The organism is Kouleothrix sp. 19917 (genome assembly GCF_057073505.1).
Map to the genome: position 1 here is coordinate 2,407,523 of NZ_CP097099.1, position 20,625 is coordinate 2,428,147.

General features: G+C 61.4%; 17 protein-coding genes. 6 read left to right on the plus strand and 11 right to left on the minus strand.

The genetic code is table 11. The annotated features are described in order from the left end of the window. Nucleotides 1-58 precede the first annotated feature (58 nt). Nucleotides 59-769: an NADPH-dependent F420 reductase gene (locus tag M1P90_RS09930; protein WP_483702459.1), complete on the minus strand. Its 711-nt coding sequence runs from the start codon at nucleotides 767-769 to the stop codon at nucleotides 59-61. Between the two features lie 781 nt (nucleotides 770-1,550). Between M1P90_RS09930 and M1P90_RS09935 the strand changes: the two genes are divergently transcribed. After that, nucleotides 1,551-2,072 (plus strand): DinB family protein, encoded by a 522-nt coding sequence (locus tag M1P90_RS09935; RefSeq protein WP_483702460.1) that lies wholly within the window; start codon nucleotides 1,551-1,553, stop codon nucleotides 2,070-2,072. Nucleotides 2,073-2,146: 74 nt separating this feature from the next. On the opposite strand, the gene M1P90_RS09940 is transcribed toward M1P90_RS09935, so the two are convergent. The 5 genes from M1P90_RS09940 to M1P90_RS09960 all read right to left on the minus strand — a co-directional run bounded on the left by M1P90_RS09940 (nucleotide 2,147) and on the right by M1P90_RS09960 (nucleotide 7,151). Next, nucleotides 2,147-2,482: a hypothetical protein gene (locus M1P90_RS09940; RefSeq protein WP_483702461.1), complete on the minus strand. Its 336-nt coding sequence runs from the start codon at nucleotides 2,480-2,482 to the stop codon at nucleotides 2,147-2,149. 417 nt (nucleotides 2,483-2,899) lie between these two features. Then, entirely contained in the window at nucleotides 2,900-3,307 is a 408-nt protein-coding gene (locus M1P90_RS09945) for a hypothetical protein (RefSeq protein ID WP_483702462.1), read from the minus strand. Nucleotides 3,308-3,715: 408 nt separating this feature from the next. Beyond that, nucleotides 3,716-5,212 (minus strand): xylulokinase, encoded by a 1,497-nt coding sequence (gene xylB, locus M1P90_RS09950; protein ID WP_483702463.1) that lies wholly within the window; start codon nucleotides 5,210-5,212, stop codon nucleotides 3,716-3,718. 139 nt (nucleotides 5,213-5,351) lie between these two features. Further along, on the minus strand, nucleotides 5,352-5,924 hold the full coding sequence (locus M1P90_RS09955; protein WP_483702464.1) for a DinB family protein: 573 nt from the start codon (nucleotides 5,922-5,924) through the stop codon (nucleotides 5,352-5,354). 219 nt (nucleotides 5,925-6,143) lie between these two features. Next, nucleotides 6,144-7,151: a helix-turn-helix transcriptional regulator gene (locus tag M1P90_RS09960; RefSeq protein WP_483702465.1), complete on the minus strand. Its 1,008-nt coding sequence runs from the start codon at nucleotides 7,149-7,151 to the stop codon at nucleotides 6,144-6,146. A 367-nt stretch (nucleotides 7,152-7,518) separates the two neighbouring features. On the opposite strand from M1P90_RS09960, the gene M1P90_RS09965 reads away from it, so the two are divergent. From M1P90_RS09965 to M1P90_RS09980, 4 genes are all read left to right on the plus strand, one after another. Further along, complete coding sequence (locus M1P90_RS09965) at nucleotides 7,519-8,784, plus strand: MFS transporter (RefSeq protein WP_483702466.1); 1,266 nt, start codon at nucleotides 7,519-7,521, stop codon at nucleotides 8,782-8,784. Nucleotides 8,785-9,173: 389 nt separating this feature from the next. Then, on the plus strand, nucleotides 9,174-10,250 hold the full coding sequence (locus M1P90_RS09970; protein WP_483702467.1) for an L-threonylcarbamoyladenylate synthase: 1,077 nt from the start codon (nucleotides 9,174-9,176) through the stop codon (nucleotides 10,248-10,250). 1 nt (nucleotide 10,251) lies between these two features. Next, nucleotides 10,252-10,725 carry a GNAT family N-acetyltransferase gene (locus tag M1P90_RS09975; RefSeq protein WP_483702468.1) on the plus strand — a complete coding sequence of 158 codons (474 nt, stop codon included), beginning with the start codon at nucleotides 10,252-10,254 and terminating at the stop codon, nucleotides 10,723-10,725. Between the two features lie 110 nt (nucleotides 10,726-10,835). Next, nucleotides 10,836-11,177, plus strand: a complete 342-nt coding sequence (locus tag M1P90_RS09980) for a hypothetical protein (protein ID WP_483702469.1) — start codon at nucleotides 10,836-10,838, stop codon at nucleotides 11,175-11,177. A 274-nt stretch (nucleotides 11,178-11,451) separates the two neighbouring features. On the opposite strand, the gene M1P90_RS09985 is transcribed toward M1P90_RS09980, so the two are convergent. From M1P90_RS09985 to M1P90_RS10005, 5 genes are all read right to left on the minus strand, one after another. Beyond that, a complete protein-coding gene (locus M1P90_RS09985; RefSeq protein ID WP_483704598.1) occupies nucleotides 11,452-12,132 on the minus strand; it encodes an IS630 family transposase in 681 nt (226 codons plus the stop codon). 26 nt (nucleotides 12,133-12,158) lie between these two features. Then, nucleotides 12,159-12,581 (minus strand): helix-turn-helix domain-containing protein, encoded by a 423-nt coding sequence (locus tag M1P90_RS09990; protein WP_483698560.1) that lies wholly within the window; start codon nucleotides 12,579-12,581, stop codon nucleotides 12,159-12,161. A 222-nt stretch (nucleotides 12,582-12,803) separates the two neighbouring features. Next, complete coding sequence (locus M1P90_RS09995; protein WP_483702470.1) at nucleotides 12,804-13,736, minus strand: hypothetical protein; 933 nt, start codon at nucleotides 13,734-13,736, stop codon at nucleotides 12,804-12,806. 211 nt (nucleotides 13,737-13,947) lie between these two features. Beyond that, a complete protein-coding gene (locus tag M1P90_RS10000) occupies nucleotides 13,948-14,412 on the minus strand; it encodes a hypothetical protein (RefSeq protein ID WP_483702471.1) in 465 nt (154 codons plus the stop codon). Between the two features lie 449 nt (nucleotides 14,413-14,861). Then, nucleotides 14,862-16,727, minus strand: a complete 1,866-nt coding sequence (locus M1P90_RS10005; RefSeq protein ID WP_483702472.1) for an AfsR/SARP family transcriptional regulator — start codon at nucleotides 16,725-16,727, stop codon at nucleotides 14,862-14,864. 500 nt (nucleotides 16,728-17,227) lie between these two features. Here M1P90_RS10005 and M1P90_RS10010 point away from each other — a divergent pair, with 500 nt between their 5' ends. After that, nucleotides 17,228-20,518: a CHAT domain-containing protein gene (locus tag M1P90_RS10010; protein WP_483702473.1), complete on the plus strand. Its 3,291-nt coding sequence runs from the start codon at nucleotides 17,228-17,230 to the stop codon at nucleotides 20,516-20,518. Nucleotides 20,519-20,625 lie beyond the last annotated feature (107 nt).

Sequence of the window (20,625 nt, forward strand, 5' to 3'; positions counted from 1 at the left end):
TGTCTTGGTGGTTCCGTCTCTTCTCTTCGTGTCTTCGTGCCTTCGTGGTTACGGAAATCTAGCCCTGCGCGGCGATGATCTCACGCGCCTCGGCGGGGCTGAGCATGCGCCCGAAGCCCGCCAGCGCCCCACCACCCGTCGCGAACAGCCGCCCACCCGCACGTAGCTCGCCCATGTCGAAGGGTTCGCCGCCAATCGCGCGGATGAGCTGCGCCACGGTTGCGCGCGCCTCAGGGTCATCGCCCGCGAGGAAGAGCGCGTTTTGTGTGGCGGGCGTGGGGCCAAGGTTTGTGCTGAGTGAGGGAATGGGTTGATGATTGAATGCCTTCACCACCCGCGCGCCAGGGGCCATTGCGGCAATCACCTCGCTGGAAGTCTGGTCGCCCAGGTCGTACACATCGCCGGGGTTGGGGCCAAAGCGATTGTTGGTTGTGTCGATCAGGATCGTACCGTCCCATGGCGCAACTGCGGCCAGCGCTGCGGGAGCCTGATCCCAGCGCGTCGCCAGGATCACAATGTCGGAGCCGCGCACAAGCTCGGCTGGCGTACTTGCCGCCGCCTGTGGCCCCAACTCGGCAACAAAATCAGCCAGCGAAGCCGGCCCACGCGAGTTTGCGAGCCGCACCGAGTAGCCCGCGCCAACCAGCAAGCGCGCCAAGGCCTGCCCCATGCGCCCCGCGCCCAAAATACCGATGTGCAGGGTACCTCTCACTCCGACCCATGACAGCTTACTTTCACAGAATACGCAGTTGCACCATTCAGGCACCACAGTTCCCTGTTTCAGCTGGCATATGGCTGAATACTCTGGAAGGAAAGTTCTTTTCTACAACGAGCAAGCTTCCAGGAAGTTCATCTGAGTATCAGGTTCAAGCAAAACTGTCTTGAGCTTCCTGGAAGCTGAGTGCAAGGAAATTTATTTTCCAGAATACTGAATACTCTGTCAACTAAGTTTCCTTGTACTCAGCTTCCAGGAAGCTAAAGCCAGTTTTGCTTCAATCTGGTGGCCAGATGAGCTTCCTGGAAGCTTGCCCGTTGTATGAAATAACTTATTTTCCAAAGTACTGAATTGTTTCACCCTTGTTCTGCGCAACAAGCATCATAGTGTACTCGTCACGCCAGCGCGCCCGCCACTCGATCAATTACCGCCCTGCACAAGCGTACAGGTCGCCAGCTCGATGTTGATTTCACCACTGAGACACGGAGGCACGGAGTTTAATTATTCGCATCTTCGTGCCTTTGTGCCTTCGTGGTTCGGTTCTCCCTCTCCGCGTTCTCCGCAGTCTCCGCGTCCCATATTTCTTACCCACCTTCGTGCCTTCGTGTCTTCGTGGTTCGGTTCTCCCTCTCCGCGTTCTCCGCAGTCTCCGCGTCCCGTATTTCTTACCCACCTTCGTGCCTTCGTGTCTTCGTGGTTTGGTTTCCCCCTGTATCTGTGTATTGACAGGGAACTATCAGATCGCGCGTCTTTACACATCAGCACACATGCGCGTATACTCGCTCGGGGCGAGGCCATAGCCAGCCTTGCAAGGAATAGAGAATGGAGCACAAGAATGACTGAGAACACAGCCGGCGATGCGAGCGTGCTGGCAACGCTATTTGCGCACAATGCCTGGGCGAACGTGAAACTGCTCGATTTCTGCGAGAAGCTCAGTGCTGAACAGCTTGGCACCAATGCGGTTGGCGGCTTCGGCACCATCCACGAAACGCTGATTCATATTCTTCGCGCTGAGCAGGGCTATGTCGAGCGCACCAATGGCAAAACACCACCGCAGCCGCTTGTGCGGGGGCAAGCACTACACTTCGATCAGCTGAAAGATGTGGCGCGCTGGGCCAGCGATGAGCTGCTGCAACTTGCGCTCGCCACCCGCAGCGACACGCTGGTGAAAGAAAGCGACGACAAATCCGCAATTGAGTACCCGCTGGCGAGCCTGCTCATGCAGTCGCTGACCCACTCGACCGAGCATCGCACCCAGATTGCGGCAATCATCACGCAGCTGGGGATGGAACCGCCCGACATGAGCGGCTGGATGTATATGGAGGAGCACAAAGAGCTTCGCGAGTGGGATTTGTAGGGGAGCTTTGGGCCACAGAGAGCACTGAGCGAAGTCTAATTCTCGGTGCTCTCCGTGCGCTCTGTGGCTATCACTTATCGCTTCCTGGTTTCTTTGCGCGGCACAATCGCCACCTGCAGATCATCGCGATACACAACCTGCGACTTGTGCGGGTTCTTCTGGCGAATGACTTTGACCACGCGCCCTTCGCGGCGGGCGTTCGCTGCCACAACCCTGCCAACCTGCTTCCAGCCAGCTTCAGTGAAATAAAACCGGGCGCGCGGATTCTCGAACCAGGGCATTGGAACATCGAAGCCTGAGATGCCGGCCATGAATGCGCCCATGAGGCGACCGCCTGGCATGGCCGTATATGTGCCATCGGGGCCTTCGCGCAGGTCGCTGGCAGAATTGCACAAAATACGGTAGATCATACACACTCGCATTCCTGTTCGATATGCCACAGAACTCAGGGCAAACCGATTGGGCCACAGAGCGCACAGAGATCACTGAGCAGAAAACCGAACGCTGTGGCTCATCTCATCTATTGTTCTCCATACAATAAAACGAGCGCGACGGTGATTTTTGCCCTGCGTGTACGATCCCACGTGCACTACCTTTCACACGAAGCAGCCGGAGCGTTTACCACAAAGGCACGAAGGCGCGAAGAGCTTTGAGCCTTCGAGTCTTTGTAGCTATCAGAGCAGTATCAACTCAACTGACGCACGGATCAACTCGCCTGACGCACGGATCAACTCAACTGACGCACGGATCAACTCGCCTGACACAGGGATCAACAGCCGGCTGTATGTCTGCGGCATCGGTGAAGCGCCTGAGAGGGCGGCAGCGCCCTAGCGGCGCTCGCGCAGATCGACCTCGATGCCGCCAACCAGCCCGGCCATCAGGTTGTAGCCCACCGTCACCAGCAGCGCCGCGCCCGCCAGCACAACCGCGCCCGCCAGCGTCAGCACCAGCGCGAAGATCACAAACGTTATGCCAAGCCGGCTGGAAAGCTGCGCAGTGGTTTGCGCGGCGCTGCTCAACCCCAGCAGCGATACAAGATCAATCGTGGCGATGCGCTGGCCGAGCACCTCGATATTAAACGCCTGGATCTGCCCGAGCGCGGCGCTGACGCGGCGCAAGACCTGCACCGCCACGCCTGCAAGGCACAGCGCCGGCAGCAAGGCCACCAGCCAGCCAAGCAGAAGCGCATTGCGCAGCGCCGATGTTACCGAGATCCGCCGAATCATGTAGCGCATTGGGGTGCCTCCCTGTAGCAAACGGACAAACGACGAAAGAAGGGGAATAAAAGACGAAGGACGAAAGACGAACGACGAAGGTGTGAGCATTCGTCTTTCATCTTTCGTCCTTGTTTTATGCTTGTTTCACCTATCAGCAGAAGCAGTGCTCGTTGTTTCTTTGTGTGCACTTTTTTCGTGCTTGCACGAAAAAAGTGCACACAGAAAAAATTGTTTCTACCATGCTGCCGCAGGCAAATTGCACGACGTCGCACTTCGGCAGGGTGGAAGTGTACCTATGCTATAGCCTTTTGCAGAACAATTGAACACTCATACGCTGGCAAGAAGCATGTTAGAGTGCGGAAAATGCAACCGCCTCCTGCCGACTGCAAACTGCTATAAAATCCGCACGCCAAACGCGCAGTTCGATTACCCCTCGAACGCGGCCAGCGCCGCAAACGCATCGCGCAGCGCCGGGTACATGCCGCGATACACCGGGTAGAGCCGCTCATAGTCGGCCACGGCGGCGGGCGCGGGCGTGCTGATGTCTTCCTGGCGGATCAGGTCGTTGCATGCGCTTGCCACATCGGGCCATGCGCCCGCGCCCACCGCCGCGAGAATGGCCGCGCCAAGCGCAGCGCCTTCGCTGCTGTTGATGGTGTAGAGTGGAATGCCAACAATATCGGTCAAAATCTGCCGCCAGACCGGGCTTTTCGACGCGCCGCCGCTTACTGCCGCTGTGGGGGGCACAACGCCCAGGCCACGCAACAATTCCAGGTTGTCGCGCAGGCCAAAGGCCACACCTTCCATCACGGCGCGCGCCAGTTGGCCCATATTACTACGCAGAGTCAGGCCAACAAACGCCCCACGCGCCAGTGGGTCGGGGTGCGGGTGGCGTTCGCCGGTGAGGTAGGGCACAAACACCAGCCCATCCGCGCCACGCGGCACCGCGCCAGCCAGCGCGCTGAGATCATCGTAGCTGCTGCCGGCCGCAACTGCGTCATGCAGCCAGCGCATGCCGCCCGCCGCGCTCAGCATCACGCCCATGTGGAACCACTGGCCCGGCACGGCATGGCAGAAGGTGTGCAGGCGGCCATCGGGTTCGGGCTGATACTGATCGTTCGCAGTAAACACCACGCCAGACGTGCCAACCGTGATGCTGGTTTGCCCGCGCTGCAAAATACCGCTGCCAATCGCGGTCGCAGGCTGGTCGCCCGCGCCGCCGACAACCGGCGTGCCCGCGCGCAGGCCCGTTGCGGCCGCGCCAGCCGCGCTCACGTGCGCGCATACCTCGGGGCCTTCGCACAGATCGGGCAAAAGCGCGCGCGGAATATCCAGCGCGGCCAGCAATTCATCCGACCACGCGCGGCGGCGCACGTCCATCAGCGCAATACCCGACCCATCCGAGACATCGGTGACATACGCGCCGGTCAGCAGCAAGCGCACATAGTCTTTGGGCAGCAAAATGTGCGCAGTGCGCGCAAAAGCCTCGGGCTCGTGCTCGCGCACCCACACGATCTTGGGCGCGGTGAAGCCCGGCAGCATCACACTGCCGATCTGATCGTACAGCCACTGCGCGCCAACGCGCTCGGTAATCGCCGCGCACTCCGCGCCGGTGCGCTGATCATTCCACAGGATCGCCGGGCGCACGATCTCATTGTTCGCGTCGAGCATCGTCAGGCCGTGCATCTGCCCGGTCAGGCCCACCGCCGCCACGTCGTCGGCGCTCACTTCCTGAAGCACCGCGCGCAGGCTGGCACAGGTAGCTGCCCACCACTGGCGCGGGTCCTGTTCCGACCAGAGCGGGCGCGGCGTTGAGAGTTCGTGCGGCTCGCCGTGCGACGCGACAACCGTGCCGTTCTCGTCAATCACCAGCGCCTTCGAGGCGGTTGTGCTCACGTCAATCCCAATGAAATAGCGCGGCATTGCGATGTCCTTCAATTACAAAACGGAAATAACCACCAAGACACCAAGACACCAAGACACCAAGATCTAATGCAATTCTTCGTGTCTTGGTGCCTTGGTGGTAAACGCTCTCCGCAAGCCTATTCAGAACGCTTTAGCTTTACCCGCGCAGCGCCCGCGCCTCGCGCGCCACCCGCTCGATCTGCGCAAGGTGCGCGTCGTCGTGCGAAAGGCCGCCAATAAAGCGCGCCACAGCGTTGTAGGTGCCACGCCCGGCATACGGCTCGTAGCGATTGTCGAGCGCGGGCTTGTCGGGCCAGGTGTCGAGGCTGGCGAGGCGCATGCGGCGGCTTTCTTCCAGGCGCGCGCGGCACTCCGCCACCGTCGTCACCACCTCCCACGGCACCTCGCTGCGCGAGCGCCCGTGGAACTCCACGCCGCGCGCCAGCTCGGAAGCCAGCGCCGCCGACTCTTCGGCCGACGCGGTGGCGTGCACAATCACATGGCCCAGCGTCCACGAAAGGCCAACCTCGTCGGGGTTGCTGGCGAAGGTGTCGTTGGCCTCGGGATCGGTCACCGGCGCCTGCACATCCTCGTCGGCCGAGTCGGCAATATAGCCCAGCATCGTGTCAATCATCTCGTTCGTCAGCCGCCGCAGATCGTCGATGGTGAGCGTGTCGGCAAGCTGCTGCATGGTTTGTTCGCGTGAGCGAACCTGGGTGAAGTCCAGCATGGGAAGTACCTTCTGTTGCTAAAAGAAACCGCGCCCTGTAGTATACTGCGCTTTGGCGAGAATGTTGCTGAACTTACACAACTTTCTGGCGCTTAACCAAAAATCGATGTTGCACGCCAGTGCAAAGTCAAAAGAGTGAGCATCCCGAGTAACGCGAAGCGTGTATCGAAGGGTGCGAACAGGTCTGGACGCACCCTTCGATACGACCTCTCGGTCTACTCAGGATGCGTCCATGGACATTACACGAGCCCTGAGTGTTTCTTCCGGGCATTCCTGCGTCTCGGCTAGCGCAGCAGCACGCGCCGCCAGCGCCCGCAGCTCGTCGCGCAGCTCGGCCGGCTGGCGCACCACGAGGTCGCAGTTCAGCCCCAGCACAATATGCGCGACCCAATCGAGATGCTGGACGTTGCAGCGCATCACTACGCCTTCGGGCACGGCCTCAAGCGTGGCAAACGTTTCTTCAATATGGCGCTGCGCATACTCCATGTCGGTGCGCAGCAATACCTCCACTGCCCATGCGCCGGGCGTGGTGGCGATCGAATGAATGACAAAGGAAAGAATATCGAAATTGGGCGGGCGGGCAAATGTTGCGTCGGCCAGCTGTGCCCCTTCCTGCACGCGATCAAGCCGAAAGGCGCGCAGATCGTGGCGCAGGTGGCAGTAGCCGGCAGTGTACCAGCGCCCATCGTAGAACACGATGCCGTAGGGATCGATTGCGCGCTCGGTCAGCTCGCCGCGCCACGAGCGGTACGCAAACTGCACGCGCCGCGACTGCTGCACAGCGGTGCTGAACGTCACCACCACGGCATTGTCGGGCGAAACGCGCAGCATCGGCATCTCAAGGCGCAGCGTCTGCTGAATTGCCTGCACGCGCTCGCGCGTCGCATCGGGCAGCACACGCTCAACTTTTGCCAATGCGCCTTCGGTGGCGGGCGCGGCAGCAGTGATGCCCAGGCGGCGCGCAGCAAGCAGGCCGAGTGTCAGCGCCACCGCCTCGTCGTCGGTAAACATGAGCGGGGGCAGCTTGAAGCCGGGACGCAATCGGTACGCGCCGCCGCGCCCGCGCTCGGCTTCGATGGGAATGCCAAGGTCTTGCAGCAGCGTGATGTAGTGGCGAATCGTGCGCACATTCACTTCCAGGCGCGCCGCAAGGTCGGGGCCATTCATGCGCCCATAGGTTTGCAGCAGCTCAAGCACCGTGAGCACGCGCGTGGTGGGATGGTACATGCAGCCCTCGTTCGTTGCGATGCGGCCTATTATAGCACTGAGGAGCGAGTTCACAGGTTTGCAGGTTTAAAGGTTGAATGTTGAGTGCTGAATGTTGAGTTGGCAGTGTGAAGAGGTGAAAGGGTGAAAGCGTGACAAGATGATAGTTACGAATTTTAGCGTAATCGCCAATCGTACATCCCAAATCTTTGCGTCCTTGGCGCTCTTTGCGGTTCATACTTCTGGTCGTCGTTCGTCCGTCGTCGGTCGTCATTCGTCGCATAATCTGCAATCTGCAAACATGCAACCTTACAACCTGTGAACGTGCAACCCGCCAGCGGTGGTATCATACCGTCCGGCTCAATCGTCCTATGGAGTTTGGCAGGCAATGAGTACCACATCCCCGTCCACCGGCGCTGCGCCGGGCCGGTTCGCCGCGCTTGAGGCGCTGCGGCATCGCGACTTCCGATTGCTCTGGTTTGGGCAGCTTGTTTCCACCGCCGGCTCGCAGATGCGGATCGTCGCGGTGAATGTTCAAGTCTACGAGCTCGCCAAACGCGGCGGGCCAGTCGACCCTGCGCTGGCGCTTGGCCTGATCGGTCTGGCGCGCGCGGTGCCGCTGGTGCTGACAGCGCTGCTCAGCGGGCTTGTGGCCGACCGCGCCGACCGCCGGATGATCCTGCTTGTCACCACCATCGGCGCACTGATCTCCTCGGCGGTGCTGGCCGTCGCCAGTGAGTTTGCCAACCCTTCGCTGTTGCTTGTGTACGCAATGGTTGTGCTGGCCGCCATTGTCGGCGCATTCGAAATGCCCGCGCGCCAGGCGCTGGTGCCTGCGCTGGTGCCGGCCAACATCCTGCCAAACGCGCTCAGCCTGAACATCATTGCGTGGCAGCTCGCCACCATCGTCGGGCCAACGCTGGCCGGCATTCTGATCGCCTGGCGCGGCGTTGCGCCAGTCTACTGGATCGACGCGGCCTCGTTTGTCGCAGTGGTGATCGCCGTGCTGATGATGCGTTTGCGCGTGCCACCGCGCCCAGCACAGCCAGTGACGCTGAGCGCGGCCTTTGATGGCCTGCGCTTTGTGCTCGGCAGCCCGCTGATCGCATCGACCATGCTGCTCGACTTCTTTGCGACCTTCTTTGGCGCGGCGATGACGCTGCTGCCATTGTTTGCCGATCAGGTTCTGCATGTCGGCGCGGTCGAGCTGGGCTGGATGTACGCCGCGCCGTCGGCAGGCGCGTTTCTTGCAGCAGCGGCATTAACTTCAGTGAAAATTAAGCGCCAGGGGCCGGTGCTGCTGTGGGCGATCGCTGTGTTTGGACTGTGCACAGCGATTTTTGGCATTTCGACATGGCTGCCGCTCACGCTGCTTGCGCTGGCCGGCACCGGCGCATCCGACACCGTGAGCATGGTGATCCGCCAGACCATCCGCCAGCTGATGACGCCCGATGAGCTGCGCGGGCGCATGACAGCCGTGAATATGATCTTCTTTGCGGGCGGGCCGCAGATTGGTGAATTAGAGTCGGGCGTAGCGGCAAGCCTGATGGGCGGGCCGGCGGCGGTGCTGCTTGGCGGCGCGCTGTGCGTGGCAATGGTTGGCTGGGTGGCGTGGCGCTATGCCGACCTGCGGCGCTATCAGGGGGCGGAGTGATTTTGCCGAAGGACGCCGTACAAGCGTATCGCATACGCACGGCCACGGACCACGGACCACTGACGAAGGACCGAGGACGATGGACGAATGACAACTAACCACCAACCACTGAGCACACTGTAATAAAGCAATTCTTTTCTTTCGTCATAGGCCCTTTGCGCTCTTTACGGTGAAAAGACTCGTCGTCGGTCGTCAAACTTTCGCGCTCTTCGATACGCACTTCGTGCTACTCAGGACGCAAACAGTCGTCGGTTGTCCGTCGTCGGTCGTCACAATCGCAAATCGCCATTCATCAACCCTTCGCGCCCTTTGCGCCCTTTGCAATTCATTCTTCTGATCGCTTTTTCGTCCTTCGTCTTTCGTCGTTCGTCGCTTAAAAAGAGCATGAATTGAGCAATTCCTACGACACAATTGTTCTGCCAGTCGATGCCAAGCGCCCCGAAGCGGCAGTGATCGCGCGCGCTGCCGAAGCAATTCGGCGCGGCGAGCTGGTGGCCTTCCCAACCGAGACGGTCTACGGCCTGGGCGCAAATGCGCTCGACGCGGGCGCGGTCGCGAAGATCTTTGCGGCCAAGCAGCGCCCTGCCGCCGACCCGCTGATTGTGCACATTGCCGCGCTGGAGCAACTGGACGAAGTCGCAACAGACGTTCCCGCACTTGCGCGCGAGCTGGCAGAAGCCTTCTGGCCCGGCCCGCTCACCCTGGTGCTGCGCCGCCAGCCAATCGTGCCACCGAATGTCTCGGCCGGGCGCGACACTGTGGCCGTGCGCATGCCCGCCCACCCGGTCGCGCGGGCATTGTGCGCCGCCGCAGGCGTGCCAATTGCCGCGCCAAGCGCGAATATGTTCACGCGACCCAGCCCCACGCAGGCGGCGCACGTGCTTGAAGACCTGAACGGGCGCATTGCGATGCTGCTGGACGGCGGCGCGACACAGATCGGCCTGGAATCGACTGTGCTCGACTTGACGCAATCGCCGCCGCAGCTGCTGCGCCCGGGCGGCGCGCCGCTCGAGGCGCTGCGCGGCTTGCTGCCCGGCCTGACCTTCACGCCGCGCTATGTCGAAACGCACACCGCCGAAGCGCAGGCCGCGCCGGGCATGCTGCTGAAGCACTATTCGCCGCACGCCGAGCTGCGTTTGTTTGTTGGTACGCCCGAGCGCGCGCTGGCGCGGCTGGTTGAAGCTGCCCACACCGCGCAGGCGAAAGGCCGCCATGTGGGCGTGCTTGCACCGGATGAAGATGCCGCAGCGCTGGCCGGCCTGGGCGCATTCGTCGCGCTTGGCTCGCAGGATGATCTCCCGCAGATTGCGCGGCAGATCTTTGCCGGCATGCGCACGCTCGACGCGCAGGGCGTTGATCTCATTCTTGCGCGCGGCGTCGAGCGCGCCGGGCTGGGGCTGGCGATCTGGGATCGGCTGGTGCGCGCCGCCGAGGGGCATGTTATCGATGCGGATGCGAAGGAGTAGCATGGAATTTCGGCACCTGGAAGCGCACGACCACGCGCCAATCACGGCGGTGGTGAACGACTGGTGGGGTGGGCGCTCGATGGCCGGCCTGCTGCCGCACCTGTTCTTCGAACACTTCCGGCCAACCAGCTTTGTGATCGAAGATGGCGGGCAGATCATCGCCTTTCTGGTGGGCTTTATCTCGCAGACCGACCCGCAGGAAGCCTATATTCATTTTGTGGGCGTCCACCCGGCCTATCGCGCGCAGGGCGTTGGGCGCGAATTGTACGAGCGCTTCTTCGAAATAGTTCGCGCGCGGGGCGTGGAAGCGGTGCGCTGCATTACATCGCCCGTCAACACGGCATCAATCGCCTTTCACACACGCATGGGCTTTGCGATCGAGCCGGGCGATGGCGAAGTCAATGGCATGGCGGTGGCGCGCGACGCCGACGGCCCGGGCGAGCACCGCGTGCGCTTTCGCAAAGCCCTTTCCTAAAGGCTCGCACCTGCATGGCACAGATTTCGCTACAAAGCTGGCGGCTGCCAAAAAGCGCACCCGTGCTATAATCACGCAGCTGTGGCTGATGGATACGCAAGGAGCAAGCAATGAACGAGCCAGAACGGCACGAAATGCAGCTAACGCGCACGCTCTCTAGCGGCGAAGAAGAGTGGTATTGCCCAACCTGCAGCCGGCGCTTTCTGATGCGCTGGTTCCCCAAATACGCCAAGCTGGTGCTCGAACCGGGGGACGAGTACGCGATGCACAGCGGCAGCAAGGGCGAAATGCTGCGCCTGGGCAACTACGACGACAGTGCGCCAGCTGAGCCGTTCCCAAGCACTGAAGCTGCCCAGCTCCAGCCTTCGTTCGAGGCACATGAGCAGGACGATGCGCCCGATTCGAGCGCGCTGCAGCCCTGGCGCGACTGGCTGGACAGCACCGAACTCTAGACCAAAACGAGCACAAATTTTCAAAAGGCTCTGCACGGCACGCGTGTGCCAGGCAGAGCCTTTTATTATTCTGCCTTTGTTTGCACTTGGGGTAAACGACCGAGCCACAGAGCACACAGAGGTCACTGAGTACTCTGTCAACTAAGTTTCCTTGTACTCAGCTTCCAGGAAGCTAAAGCCAGTTTTGCTTCAATCTGGTAGCCAGATGAGCTTCCTGGAAGCTTGCCCGTTGTATGAAATAACTTATTTTCCAAAGTACTGAGTACTCTGTCAACTAAGTTTCCTTGTATTTCTGATTTAGGGAATTGATACGAGTATAGTGCCGATTGAATTTGGCACGTGCCGCTTGGATGCCGAACTGCCAGTGGATCTTGATACCCTTGGTACTGCGTTCGTCAAGTAAGGCGAGCACTTCGCTGCGCAGGACTTCAATTGTCGCGATCCGTCGAGCCAGGCATTGGCGCGAGATTGCTGAAAACTCGCACTCGATCATGTTTAACCAACTGGCCCCTTTGGGTGTATAGGTGAACTCGAAGCGCTCAGTGAGCGCAAACGCTTCCTCGGCACTCAAGTGTTCATAGAACGACGAGGCATTGTGGGTGTTGAGATTGTCGAGAACCAATCGGATGCGCTTGGCTTGCGGATAGGCAGCCGCGATCTGCTGACAAAACTGCATGAACTCGCGCTTGGTGCGCCGCTCAGAGACCTGCCCAAGCCGTCGTCCCGTCAGCGGCTCGATCGCCGCAAGCAGCGCACACGAGCCAAGCTTTTCGTATTCATAGTGTTGTTTCTCAATCTCGCCTTTGCGCATCGGTCGCGGCAGCAAGATCTCGCCAATCAAAAAGCACGGTCGTTCATCAAAGCACACCACGGGATAGGCGGGATCATAGGGCAGCGCATACAGCGCCAGGATCTGTTCGAGATGCGCCAAAAAGGCAGCGTCAATACGACCAATGCACCAGGTGTCTTTAAGATGCGGTTTTAGTTCGTTTTTTTTAGGACATCAGCAACAAAGGTATGCGAAATCTGCTCGCACAGCCCGGCTTCAACCACCTTTTCGGCGAGCAGACGCAACGACCAGCGAGCATGACCCGCTGGCGCATCGCTACAGGCGAGCGCGGTGATTTTGGCACGCTGCGCGCCATCGATCAAGGTCGGACGACCAGAGCGAGGCGCGTCGTCAAGGCAGCGTAAGCCAGAGGTTTTGTAGCCGTCACGCCAGGCAGCCACTGCGTTGTAGGTCACACCGAGCGTGGACGCGGCATCTTGAAGCGTTTTACCACGATCAAGTTCAAGCAAGGCAGTGGCACGTTTGAACGTGCGAGCGCTCAAGCTGCCTTTCGACAATAGCGTTTCGAGTGTTGAGCGGTCGTCATCAGTGAGTGTCAGGTGCTGTTTTTTCATACGGTCAGTCTACCAAGACTGCCGGAAGAATGCAAGGAAATTTAGTTTACGAAGTACTGAGTGAGATAATACAATCGGCGGTCTCCGTGTTCTCTGTGGGAGGCATGTTTTGCTTTTTCTTAGCGTGGCATGTGAAGTAATAAAAATTTTCTCTACTACAGCGCGGCATTCGTTTGCGCCGCAAGTGGCAATACTCAGCACCCAACATTCAACACTCAGCACTTAATACACCTGCACCAGCCCGCCTTCCAGCATTGCGCTGCGCCGCGCCACCTGCCCCGATGCGCCTGGCACGCTCACCACCACCATCGCCTCGGTGCGGTACACGCCTGGCGGCAGTGGTGCGCCTTCCAGCAGCAGCGATGCGCTGCTGGCCGCCGTGAGCTGCCCCTGCGCCTGCGCCACAATCGTGCTGGCGCTCTGGCTCAGGTTGCGGGCATACACCAGTGCCTGGTAGGCAAGCTCTGCGCCATCTGCGCCAAGCTCCAGCGTTAGCCCAACGTCGAAGGGCGTGTCGTGGCGCAGCAGCCGCCCGGTGTCACCAGCGCTGCGTGGCAAAAACTCGAGCCGCCCCAGGCGCAGCATTGGCGCGGGCGGCGCAGCTACATTCGGCGGAAAAACAAGCGTCGGCTGGGCAGCGGTTTCGGCAATTGGGGCAGCCAGCACAACCACCGGCGCTGGGGCGGCAGGCTCGGGAATGGCGGGCGCAGGCGCCGGCGCTTCGGCCTGCAGGCCCGCCACCTCGGCAATTAGCTCGGCGAGGCGGGCAGAATCCCAGCCGGCCCAGCTTTGCTCGCTGCCCGACTGAACGTGTGTGACGCGGGTGCGCCGCGCATGCTGCGCTTCGTCCAGCAGCAGCTCGACGGTGAAGGTCGCGTAGCGCATGCGCGGCGTGGCTGCCGCTCCGTCGACGGGCTGGGCTGCCAGCCGCGCGCACTGGCCGGCCCAATCGTGCTGGCGAATGCGCTCGGGCGTCATGCCAACCAGACCGGCCAGAATTTCGGCCAGCTCGGCGGGCGAACGCGCGGCAAGCTGCTCGTAGCTCACAATCCCAGCCTCGTGCAGCCGCCGCTCGACCGCCGGGCCAACTCCGCGCAATACCCGAAAATCGGCACCGGCGGGCTGTGCCGCAGCCGGCGCTACAAGCTCACTCATTGCATCCTCCTCTATGGCAGAGAGCAACATGGTTAAGCCACAGAGTGCGCAGAGACCACTGAGCATCGATCTCAAACTCGGTGTTCTCCGTGTCCTCTGTGGCACAATGCTTCTGCGCGTTACCAGATTCGCGGAACGTCTGGCAAACACAAGCGGATGGCGGGCAAACCCACCATCCGCTTGCATGTTCGCCCAGGTTGCGGTGCTGCGACTACGGCGTTGTGGTGCCGGGATCGTAGAACTGCAGGATCTGACCCTCGACGAAGCCAGCCATCGGGCCGGGGCGGCCGCACTCGTTCAGGTAGGTCAGCGTCGTCACCAGCTTGTAGGGCGTCGAGCAGTGCTCGGGCTGGACGGTGCCGGCCGGAACCTTGAAGTCGTAGTGATACTTGCCGTTGCCGCACGGATCCAGCTTGATGTGCACTTCGCGGTTGCCCTCGAACAGGTCGAGCTCTTCGCCCTTGCCAATCGACTCCAGGTGGAGGTGGAGGCACCAGGTACCACACACCATCGACTTCAGCGAGCCAATCAGCTCCCAATCGATGCTCACCTTCCACGTCTCGTCGATGCGGATGATGTTGGTCGGGGCGACGCCACCCAGCTCGTACACGTCGGCGGCGATGGTGCCCGTCAGCAAATGCGGCGAGCCAGAAACTTCAAAACTACCAGCAGCCATTGTCTTTTCCTCCTCAAAACGCTATACAGATGTTTCATTTTGGTCGCGGCGCTTGGTGTGCTGCGACCGTGTGCCGATGTCTTGGAGGGGCCCGCTCGTTCATCGGCACGGCGCTACTGTAGCACTCACGAATTAATTGGCGCTGTGGATCAAGTTAATTTCGGCGAATTTTGCACTGAATTTCGGTTAATTTGCACATTTTCTGGTTTTTACTTGAAATACACAAATGAATGTGATGTTTCCCAGCTTAATATATCCCAATCTATAGCGTTTGTGCTTCGTTTCAAGGCCAAAAGTACGCAGATCGTCTGGGTGCAGTTTTTCCCTGCGTAGCGCAGAAAATAAAACTGCTTTCTGCATCCTGCCCACTGCAAACTGCTACAGGGATAAATGGGAAGCAAAAAAGCACAGCGCAAGCTGGCTGTGCCACAGAGCGAAGCTGAGGAAATTCAGACCGAGTCGCGCCGGCGCACGCGTTCGCAGAGCTGGCGGGTTGCGTCGTCGGGCTCGACGCCCAGCTCTTTCTGGAGGGCTTCCGCGCAGCTCTGATACTGTCGCAGCGCCAGGTGGTGCTGGCCCAGGCGGCTGTAGCAGCGCATCAGGCGGCAGTGCGCGTCTTCGCGGCAGGCGTCGTGCGTGAGCAGCTGGAGGCACAGCGTCACGCAGCGCTCGTACTGCTCGTGCGCAAAATGCAGCTGCCCCAGGCGGTCGAGCGTGTCGAGGTAGGCATCGCGCAGCTGTTCGCGCCGCACCACTGGCCAGTCGTCGGCCAGGTCGTCGGCCATGAAGTCGCCATTGTACAGGGCAGAAGCCTGCTGGTAGGCGGCCATTGCCGCCGCGCCATCGCCCGCTTCTTCCGCGCGGCGGCCAGCCTGCACCGCGCGCCGAAACTGGTCGACATCCAATTCTATGTGCAGCTCGGGCGCAAGCCGGTAGGCCGAGTCGCTGAACTGCACGACATTCACTGCTGTGGCGGCGCGGAACGCCTGCCGCAGGCCGTAGAGCGCTACGTTCAGGCTGTTGCGCGCTGACTCGGCGGTGGCATCGGGCCAGAACATTTCCATCAGCAGATCGCGCGGGATGGCGCGGTCGTGGTGCGCCAGCAGGTATTTGAACACTGCCCGCCCGCGCCCGCTGGGCCAGCTCTCGATCAGATGGCCATTGATCGCCACGCGAAAGGTGCCAAGCAGCTGAACATGCAAGCACGGCGGCGCGGGTGCCTGTGCAGCAGGCGGCTCTGGCTCAGCTGTTTCGGGCAGGTCGGGCACAGGCTCGGGCTGTGCTGCTGGCGCGGGGGCTTGCACCACTTCCTGCTCAGGAGCGGCTGGCACCTCCAGCAGGGTCGCGAAAGGCGGCGGCTCAGGTGCATCGGGCGCTACCGCCGGGATGGGCGATTCGGGCAGGGCGGCTGGTGCAGCCGCAGGCGCGTGCACCTCCTCGGGCAGCGCGCCCACCAGCGCCACCGTTGCGCCAGAAAATGGCCGCGCCAGCATGCTTGCGTTCGGCTCAGTGCGGCGCACTACATCCAGCCCCTCGGAAATTTCTGGCGCGGCGGCGTGTGTGAGCGGCTCGACATGCGCAAGATCATCGCCATATACCAGCCGCCGCCACAGCCGCCGCAGCCAGGCGCGCAAGCTCCCCTGTGCCGCGACGCTATCGGGCAATTCGAGCGCGGCCGGCACGGCAGGCAGCAGCGCCAGCAGCTCGCTGCCGTCGAGCGATTGCGGCAGAAACGGCACCATGCGCAGCGAGCCGGCCGCCTGGCTCAGGCGCGTCATCAGGTCGTGCTGAATTTCGGCAATCGCCGTCTCGGCGTCGCGCCGGCTGATCTGCTGGCGCTCGTAGCGCTGCTGCCAGCGCACAATCTCGTTGCAAAGCTGGGCCGCCGCTGCCAGCGTGCCGCCGGGCGGAGCCATGCCCACTGCGTCGAGCGCCAGCTGCGCCTGGTCGAGGTACTCGGCTGCACGGCGGTACTCGCCTTCGTCCAGCATCATATTGGCAATCTGCCAGGCCACGCAGCCCACCGCAAAGCCATCGTCGCTGTCTTCGGCGGCGCGCAGCGCAGCGGCAGCGCGTGCCAGCGCCAGCGCCGCCACGCCGTCGTGCCAGTGCAGCAGCGCCTGGCCAAGCAGCGCCCGCCACAGGCCCTGCGCGTCGTCGGCGCTGTGGAACAGCGTTTCGGCGGCAGCCAGCGCAGTCAGCGCGCCCGGCCAGCTTGCCTGCGCGATCAGATCAAGCGCACGCTGATATTCGGCCCAGCCTTCGGCAGGCGCATCGGCGATGCGTGCCTGGCTAAAAGGGTGGCGATTGAACATGCCCAAACGCTCCTCAACATCCTCCACCACTTCACCAGCCCACACTCAATCAAGCATGGGAAATTGGGGTTGCCCGCGCGTCGGCGCGAGCGAGGTGAGTGCCGGTGTTGCCCGGGCTCGGAAAAGATCACTTCATAGGAGTGAACGGGGGACGACAGTGGTTTTGGAGCGAAAAGCGAGTTAAGAACGTCAAGAAATGACGCCGCCAGCGAACGGGATACATTGTGGCGCGGAAGGCTCCCTGCTGCGCTGGAGTTTACTACATGGTAACGTAATTACATCTGGCTGCCGGCTCGCCAAACACCCGACCCAAGCCGGGCCTACCCCGCCGCGCAGCATTCCAGCCGGCAAATATCGCACAAATTACGTATATACACGCCCACCTATCTCGCGTAGTATATTCCTAACGTACTGCCAAAATCTTCTCGCAAACCTGCAAACGTTTCATCAAATAAGGCCGTTTTTACCCTCTTGCCGCTTCTTGAGTGGGTGATTGTGCTATGGATGATTTGAGCTATCTCGATTTCGATATCGACGTCGAGCGCGCTGGTGCGGCTTATCGGATCGTGATTAACTCGCCGGCTGGCCAGCTCACCCAGGCTTTTACTATTCCATTCTCCGATTTAGAGATTGAGAACGCCCTGCTGCGCTTTGGCCGCCCGCAGCGCGGCGTGCGGCGCATCGAATCGCCCGAGGCGGAAGCCGCCCGCACCTTTGGTGCACGCCTGTTTGGCGCGCTTTTCGACGGCGAGGCGCGCGCGTGTTTGCGCAGCAGCATCGACGAGGCCCAGCGCCAGAATGCCGGCCTGCGCGTGCGCCTGCGCCTGACCGGCACGCCCGAGCTGACCGACCTGCCCTGGGAATTCCTCTACAACCCCGCGCTCAACCGTTTTCTCGCGCTGTCTTCGCAAACACCGCTGGTGCGCTACCTCGAAATGCCCGAGCGCGTGCGCCCGCTGGCCATCTCGCCGCCGCTGCGCATCCTGGCCATCATTTCTAGCCCGCGTGGCTACCCGCCGCTCAATGTCGAAGACGAGTGGCAGAAGCTTTCGACCGCGCTGGCCGACCTGCAAACGCGCGGGCTGGTGCAGCTCGAACGACTGAAAGCGCCAACGCTGTCGGCATTGCAGCACCAGCTGCGGCGCGGCCGCTACCATATTCTGCATTTCGTTGGGCACGGCTCGTTCGATGAGCAGCAGCAGGATGGTGTGCTGCTGATGGAAGATAGCGAAGGTTATGGCGCGCGCGTGAGCAGCCGCGACCTCGGCGTGATTTTGCACGACCACGGCGCGCTGCGGCTGGTGGTGCTGAACGCCTGCGAGGGTGGCCGTTCCAGCCGCACCGACCCCTTTGCCGGCGCGGCGCAATCACTTGTGCAGCAAGGCATCCCGGCGGTAATCGCCATGCAGTTTCCCGTCACCGACGAGGCCGCAATCACCTTCTCGCAAGGCTTCTATGGCGCGCTGGCCGATGGCTACCCGGTCGATGGCGGCTTGGCCGAGGCGCGCAAGGAGCTATTAGCCGGCGGCGCAGGCACCGAGTGGGGCACACCAGTGCTGTATATGCGCTCGCCCGATGGCCGCATTTTTGATTTCACGGCGGCACAAGGCGAACACCGCCCGCGCTCGCGCAGCGACAATATGCTTGGCGAAGCCGAAACCGCCATGCAGCAAGGGCACTGGGCAGTGGCTACCGAAAAGCTTCAGGCGCTGCTGGTGCTGGCACCGGGCCACGCCCGCGCCCGTGAGCTGCTGCAAGAAGCTCAAAAACAGCAGAAGCTCGCAATCCTTTACAACCAGGGCCGCAAGCATGTGGCAGCCATGCGCTGGGCCGAAGCGCTTGAGGCTTTCAGGCAGGTGCGCGCGATTGACCCGGAGTATAAAGATGTGCGCGCGCTGATGCGCTCGATCTCGCGCTCCAGCACTGCCGCAAATCAGGCCATCGCGCCCGCGCTGATTGCGCAAACACCCCAAGAACGCGCCCCGGCGGTATCTGCCGACGCGCTGCTTGAGCGCATGCTTGGCGAGGCAAAGCCTGCTGCCGCACCCAAAGCCAGTAGCGCGCCCGCGCCGGCACCAGCCGCAGGGGGGCCCGCGCCTTTGCCGAGCCACCCTGCGCTGCGGCGCTGGATGTGGCTTGGCGCGGCCGGCCTGGCCGTGATTACAGTGGCTTTGCTGGGCGTGTGGCAGCTGCGTGGCCAGGCCAGCCCCACAATGCACCCAACCAGCGCGGCTGCCATTGTGCAAGCCAGCGCGCCCGCCGCCAGCCCCACGCCCGACGCCACCGCCAAAGTCGCGCCGGTCGCTCCCGGCAATCAGATGGTGCTCGTCGCGCAGCTTGAGCCAATCAATGGAGCGCAGGCCGATGCTACCAAAACGCGCTTGGTATTCGAAAACCTGAGGCGCAGCTACGAAATCGACAACCCCAGCGCGAAGCTGCAAATCCGCCTTTCGCCCGCGATCGTTCGCAGCGTGGAAGAAGCTCAGGCGGCTGCCGAGGCGAACGGCGCGCTGATTGTGGTGTGGGGAAATTATGATCGAGACAGCACGCTTGTGCATGTTGACGTTGGTGCGTTGAAGGCGCTGCCGGGCATCGCGTTCGATCATGCGCTGCTCGAGCGCACCGCGAATTTGGAAGTGACCCTCACCGACCTGCGCCAGCAATCGGTTGCGCCGCAGGTGCTGAATGCGTACCAATGGCTGGAAAGCGCGGCGGGCGATGGCTTCGCGATGTCGCGGATTGCGGTGCTGCTTGACCGCATGCAGGTCGCCAGCCCCGACCCGAACCCTGCAAACAAGAATGTTGCGGCGCATCTCTATCGCGCGCTGCGCTTCTACTACACCGAAACGCCGCGCGCCCTTGAAGAGATCACCACGGCACAAGAGCTCAACCCAACCAACTCGCTGATACTTGGCTTACGTGGTTTGACCTATGCCCGGCTTGGGCAATTCGATCTGGCCCTGCAAGATGCACAGCGCAACATGTACCTCGCGCCTGCCGAATGGGCAGGAGCGCCGATGCTCCAGGGCATTGCGTACTTTCTCGTGGGAAAATACGATCAGGCGATACCCTTCTTCAGTTCCGCAATAAAAGCGCGGCCTAACGATTGGTTCCCAGCCTTTTTCCGCGGCTTTTGCTACCAGCTCATGCGAAACTACCCGGCAGCGCGCGCCGACCTCGAAAACGCTGTTCGGCTTGGGCCTGAAGCAAGCTATCCCTACCTGTCGCTCATTATTCTCGACCTGCGTGAAGGCCGGCTGGACGATGCCAGAAAATCGCTCGCTGTTGTTCAGCAGGAATTCAAAGACCCCGACCTGGCAACCCGGCAGATGCGCGCATTCTTCGCCGCCGAAGGCGAACAAAACCTGTTTTCGCTTATGACATCTTCGGCTGGCAATCTTGCGCTTGGCAATTTCCCAAGTGTGGAGAAGTACACCGAAGCTGCATTAACCTTGCTGATGAAGGCAGGCAATGCCAATGCGTCGCCCGAAGCTGTTGCGCAGGCAGGCGGAATGATTGCCGACCTGAATGCTCAGCGCGGGCTTGCGCAGTGCAACGTACGGAAATATGCCGACGCCGAGCAGTCCTACAGCAATGCGCTCGCTGCCGATCCTTCCTTCACGCTGCTGTACCTGCTGCGCGCCGAGGTGCGGCTGCGCCAGGGCAACCAGGCGGGCGCGGCGGAAGATATGGCGGCGGCGCAGCAAAACGCGCCCAGCCCTGATTTTGCTGCAGTGCTGCGCGATGCTCAGGGCGGCCGGCTGAGCTGCGAAACGATGTTGGTGCCATAAAACACAAGCGCAGGCTATTATCAGCCTTGAAATAAAAACGAGATCTATCCGCAGATTCCGCAGATTACACAGAGATACGGTCTCTCATTACTCTGGAAAATAAATTT

Coding starts and splice junctions, on each gene's coding strand:
- M1P90_RS09935 (WP_483702460.1), top strand. CDS start 1,551: ATGACTGAGAACACAGCCGGCGATGCGAGCGTGCTGGCAACGCTATTT.
- M1P90_RS09940 (WP_483702461.1), bottom strand. CDS start 2,482: ATGATCTACCGTATTTTGTGCAATTCTGCCAGCGACCTGCGCGAAGGC.
- M1P90_RS09945 (WP_483702462.1), bottom strand. CDS start 3,307: ATGCGCTACATGATTCGGCGGATCTCGGTAACATCGGCGCTGCGCAAT.
- xylB (WP_483702463.1), bottom strand. CDS start 5,212: ATGCCGCGCTATTTCATTGGGATTGACGTGAGCACAACCGCCTCGAAG.
- M1P90_RS09955 (WP_483702464.1), bottom strand. CDS start 5,924: ATGCTGGACTTCACCCAGGTTCGCTCACGCGAACAAACCATGCAGCAG.
- M1P90_RS09960 (WP_483702465.1), bottom strand. CDS start 7,151: ATGTACCATCCCACCACGCGCGTGCTCACGGTGCTTGAGCTGCTGCAA.
- M1P90_RS09965 (WP_483702466.1), top strand. CDS start 7,519: ATGAGTACCACATCCCCGTCCACCGGCGCTGCGCCGGGCCGGTTCGCC.
- M1P90_RS09975 (WP_483702468.1), top strand. CDS start 10,252: ATGGAATTTCGGCACCTGGAAGCGCACGACCACGCGCCAATCACGGCG.
- M1P90_RS09980 (WP_483702469.1), top strand. CDS start 10,836: ATGAACGAGCCAGAACGGCACGAAATGCAGCTAACGCGCACGCTCTCT.
- M1P90_RS09990 (WP_483698560.1), bottom strand. CDS start 12,581: ATGAAAAAACAGCACCTGACACTCACTGATGACGACCGCTCAACACTC.
- M1P90_RS09995 (WP_483702470.1), bottom strand. CDS start 13,736: ATGAGTGAGCTTGTAGCGCCGGCTGCGGCACAGCCCGCCGGTGCCGAT.
- M1P90_RS10000 (WP_483702471.1), bottom strand. CDS start 14,412: ATGGCTGCTGGTAGTTTTGAAGTTTCTGGCTCGCCGCATTTGCTGACG.
- M1P90_RS10005 (WP_483702472.1), bottom strand. CDS start 16,727: ATGTTCAATCGCCACCCTTTTAGCCAGGCACGCATCGCCGATGCGCCT.
- M1P90_RS10010 (WP_483702473.1), top strand. CDS start 17,228: ATGGATGATTTGAGCTATCTCGATTTCGATATCGACGTCGAGCGCGCT.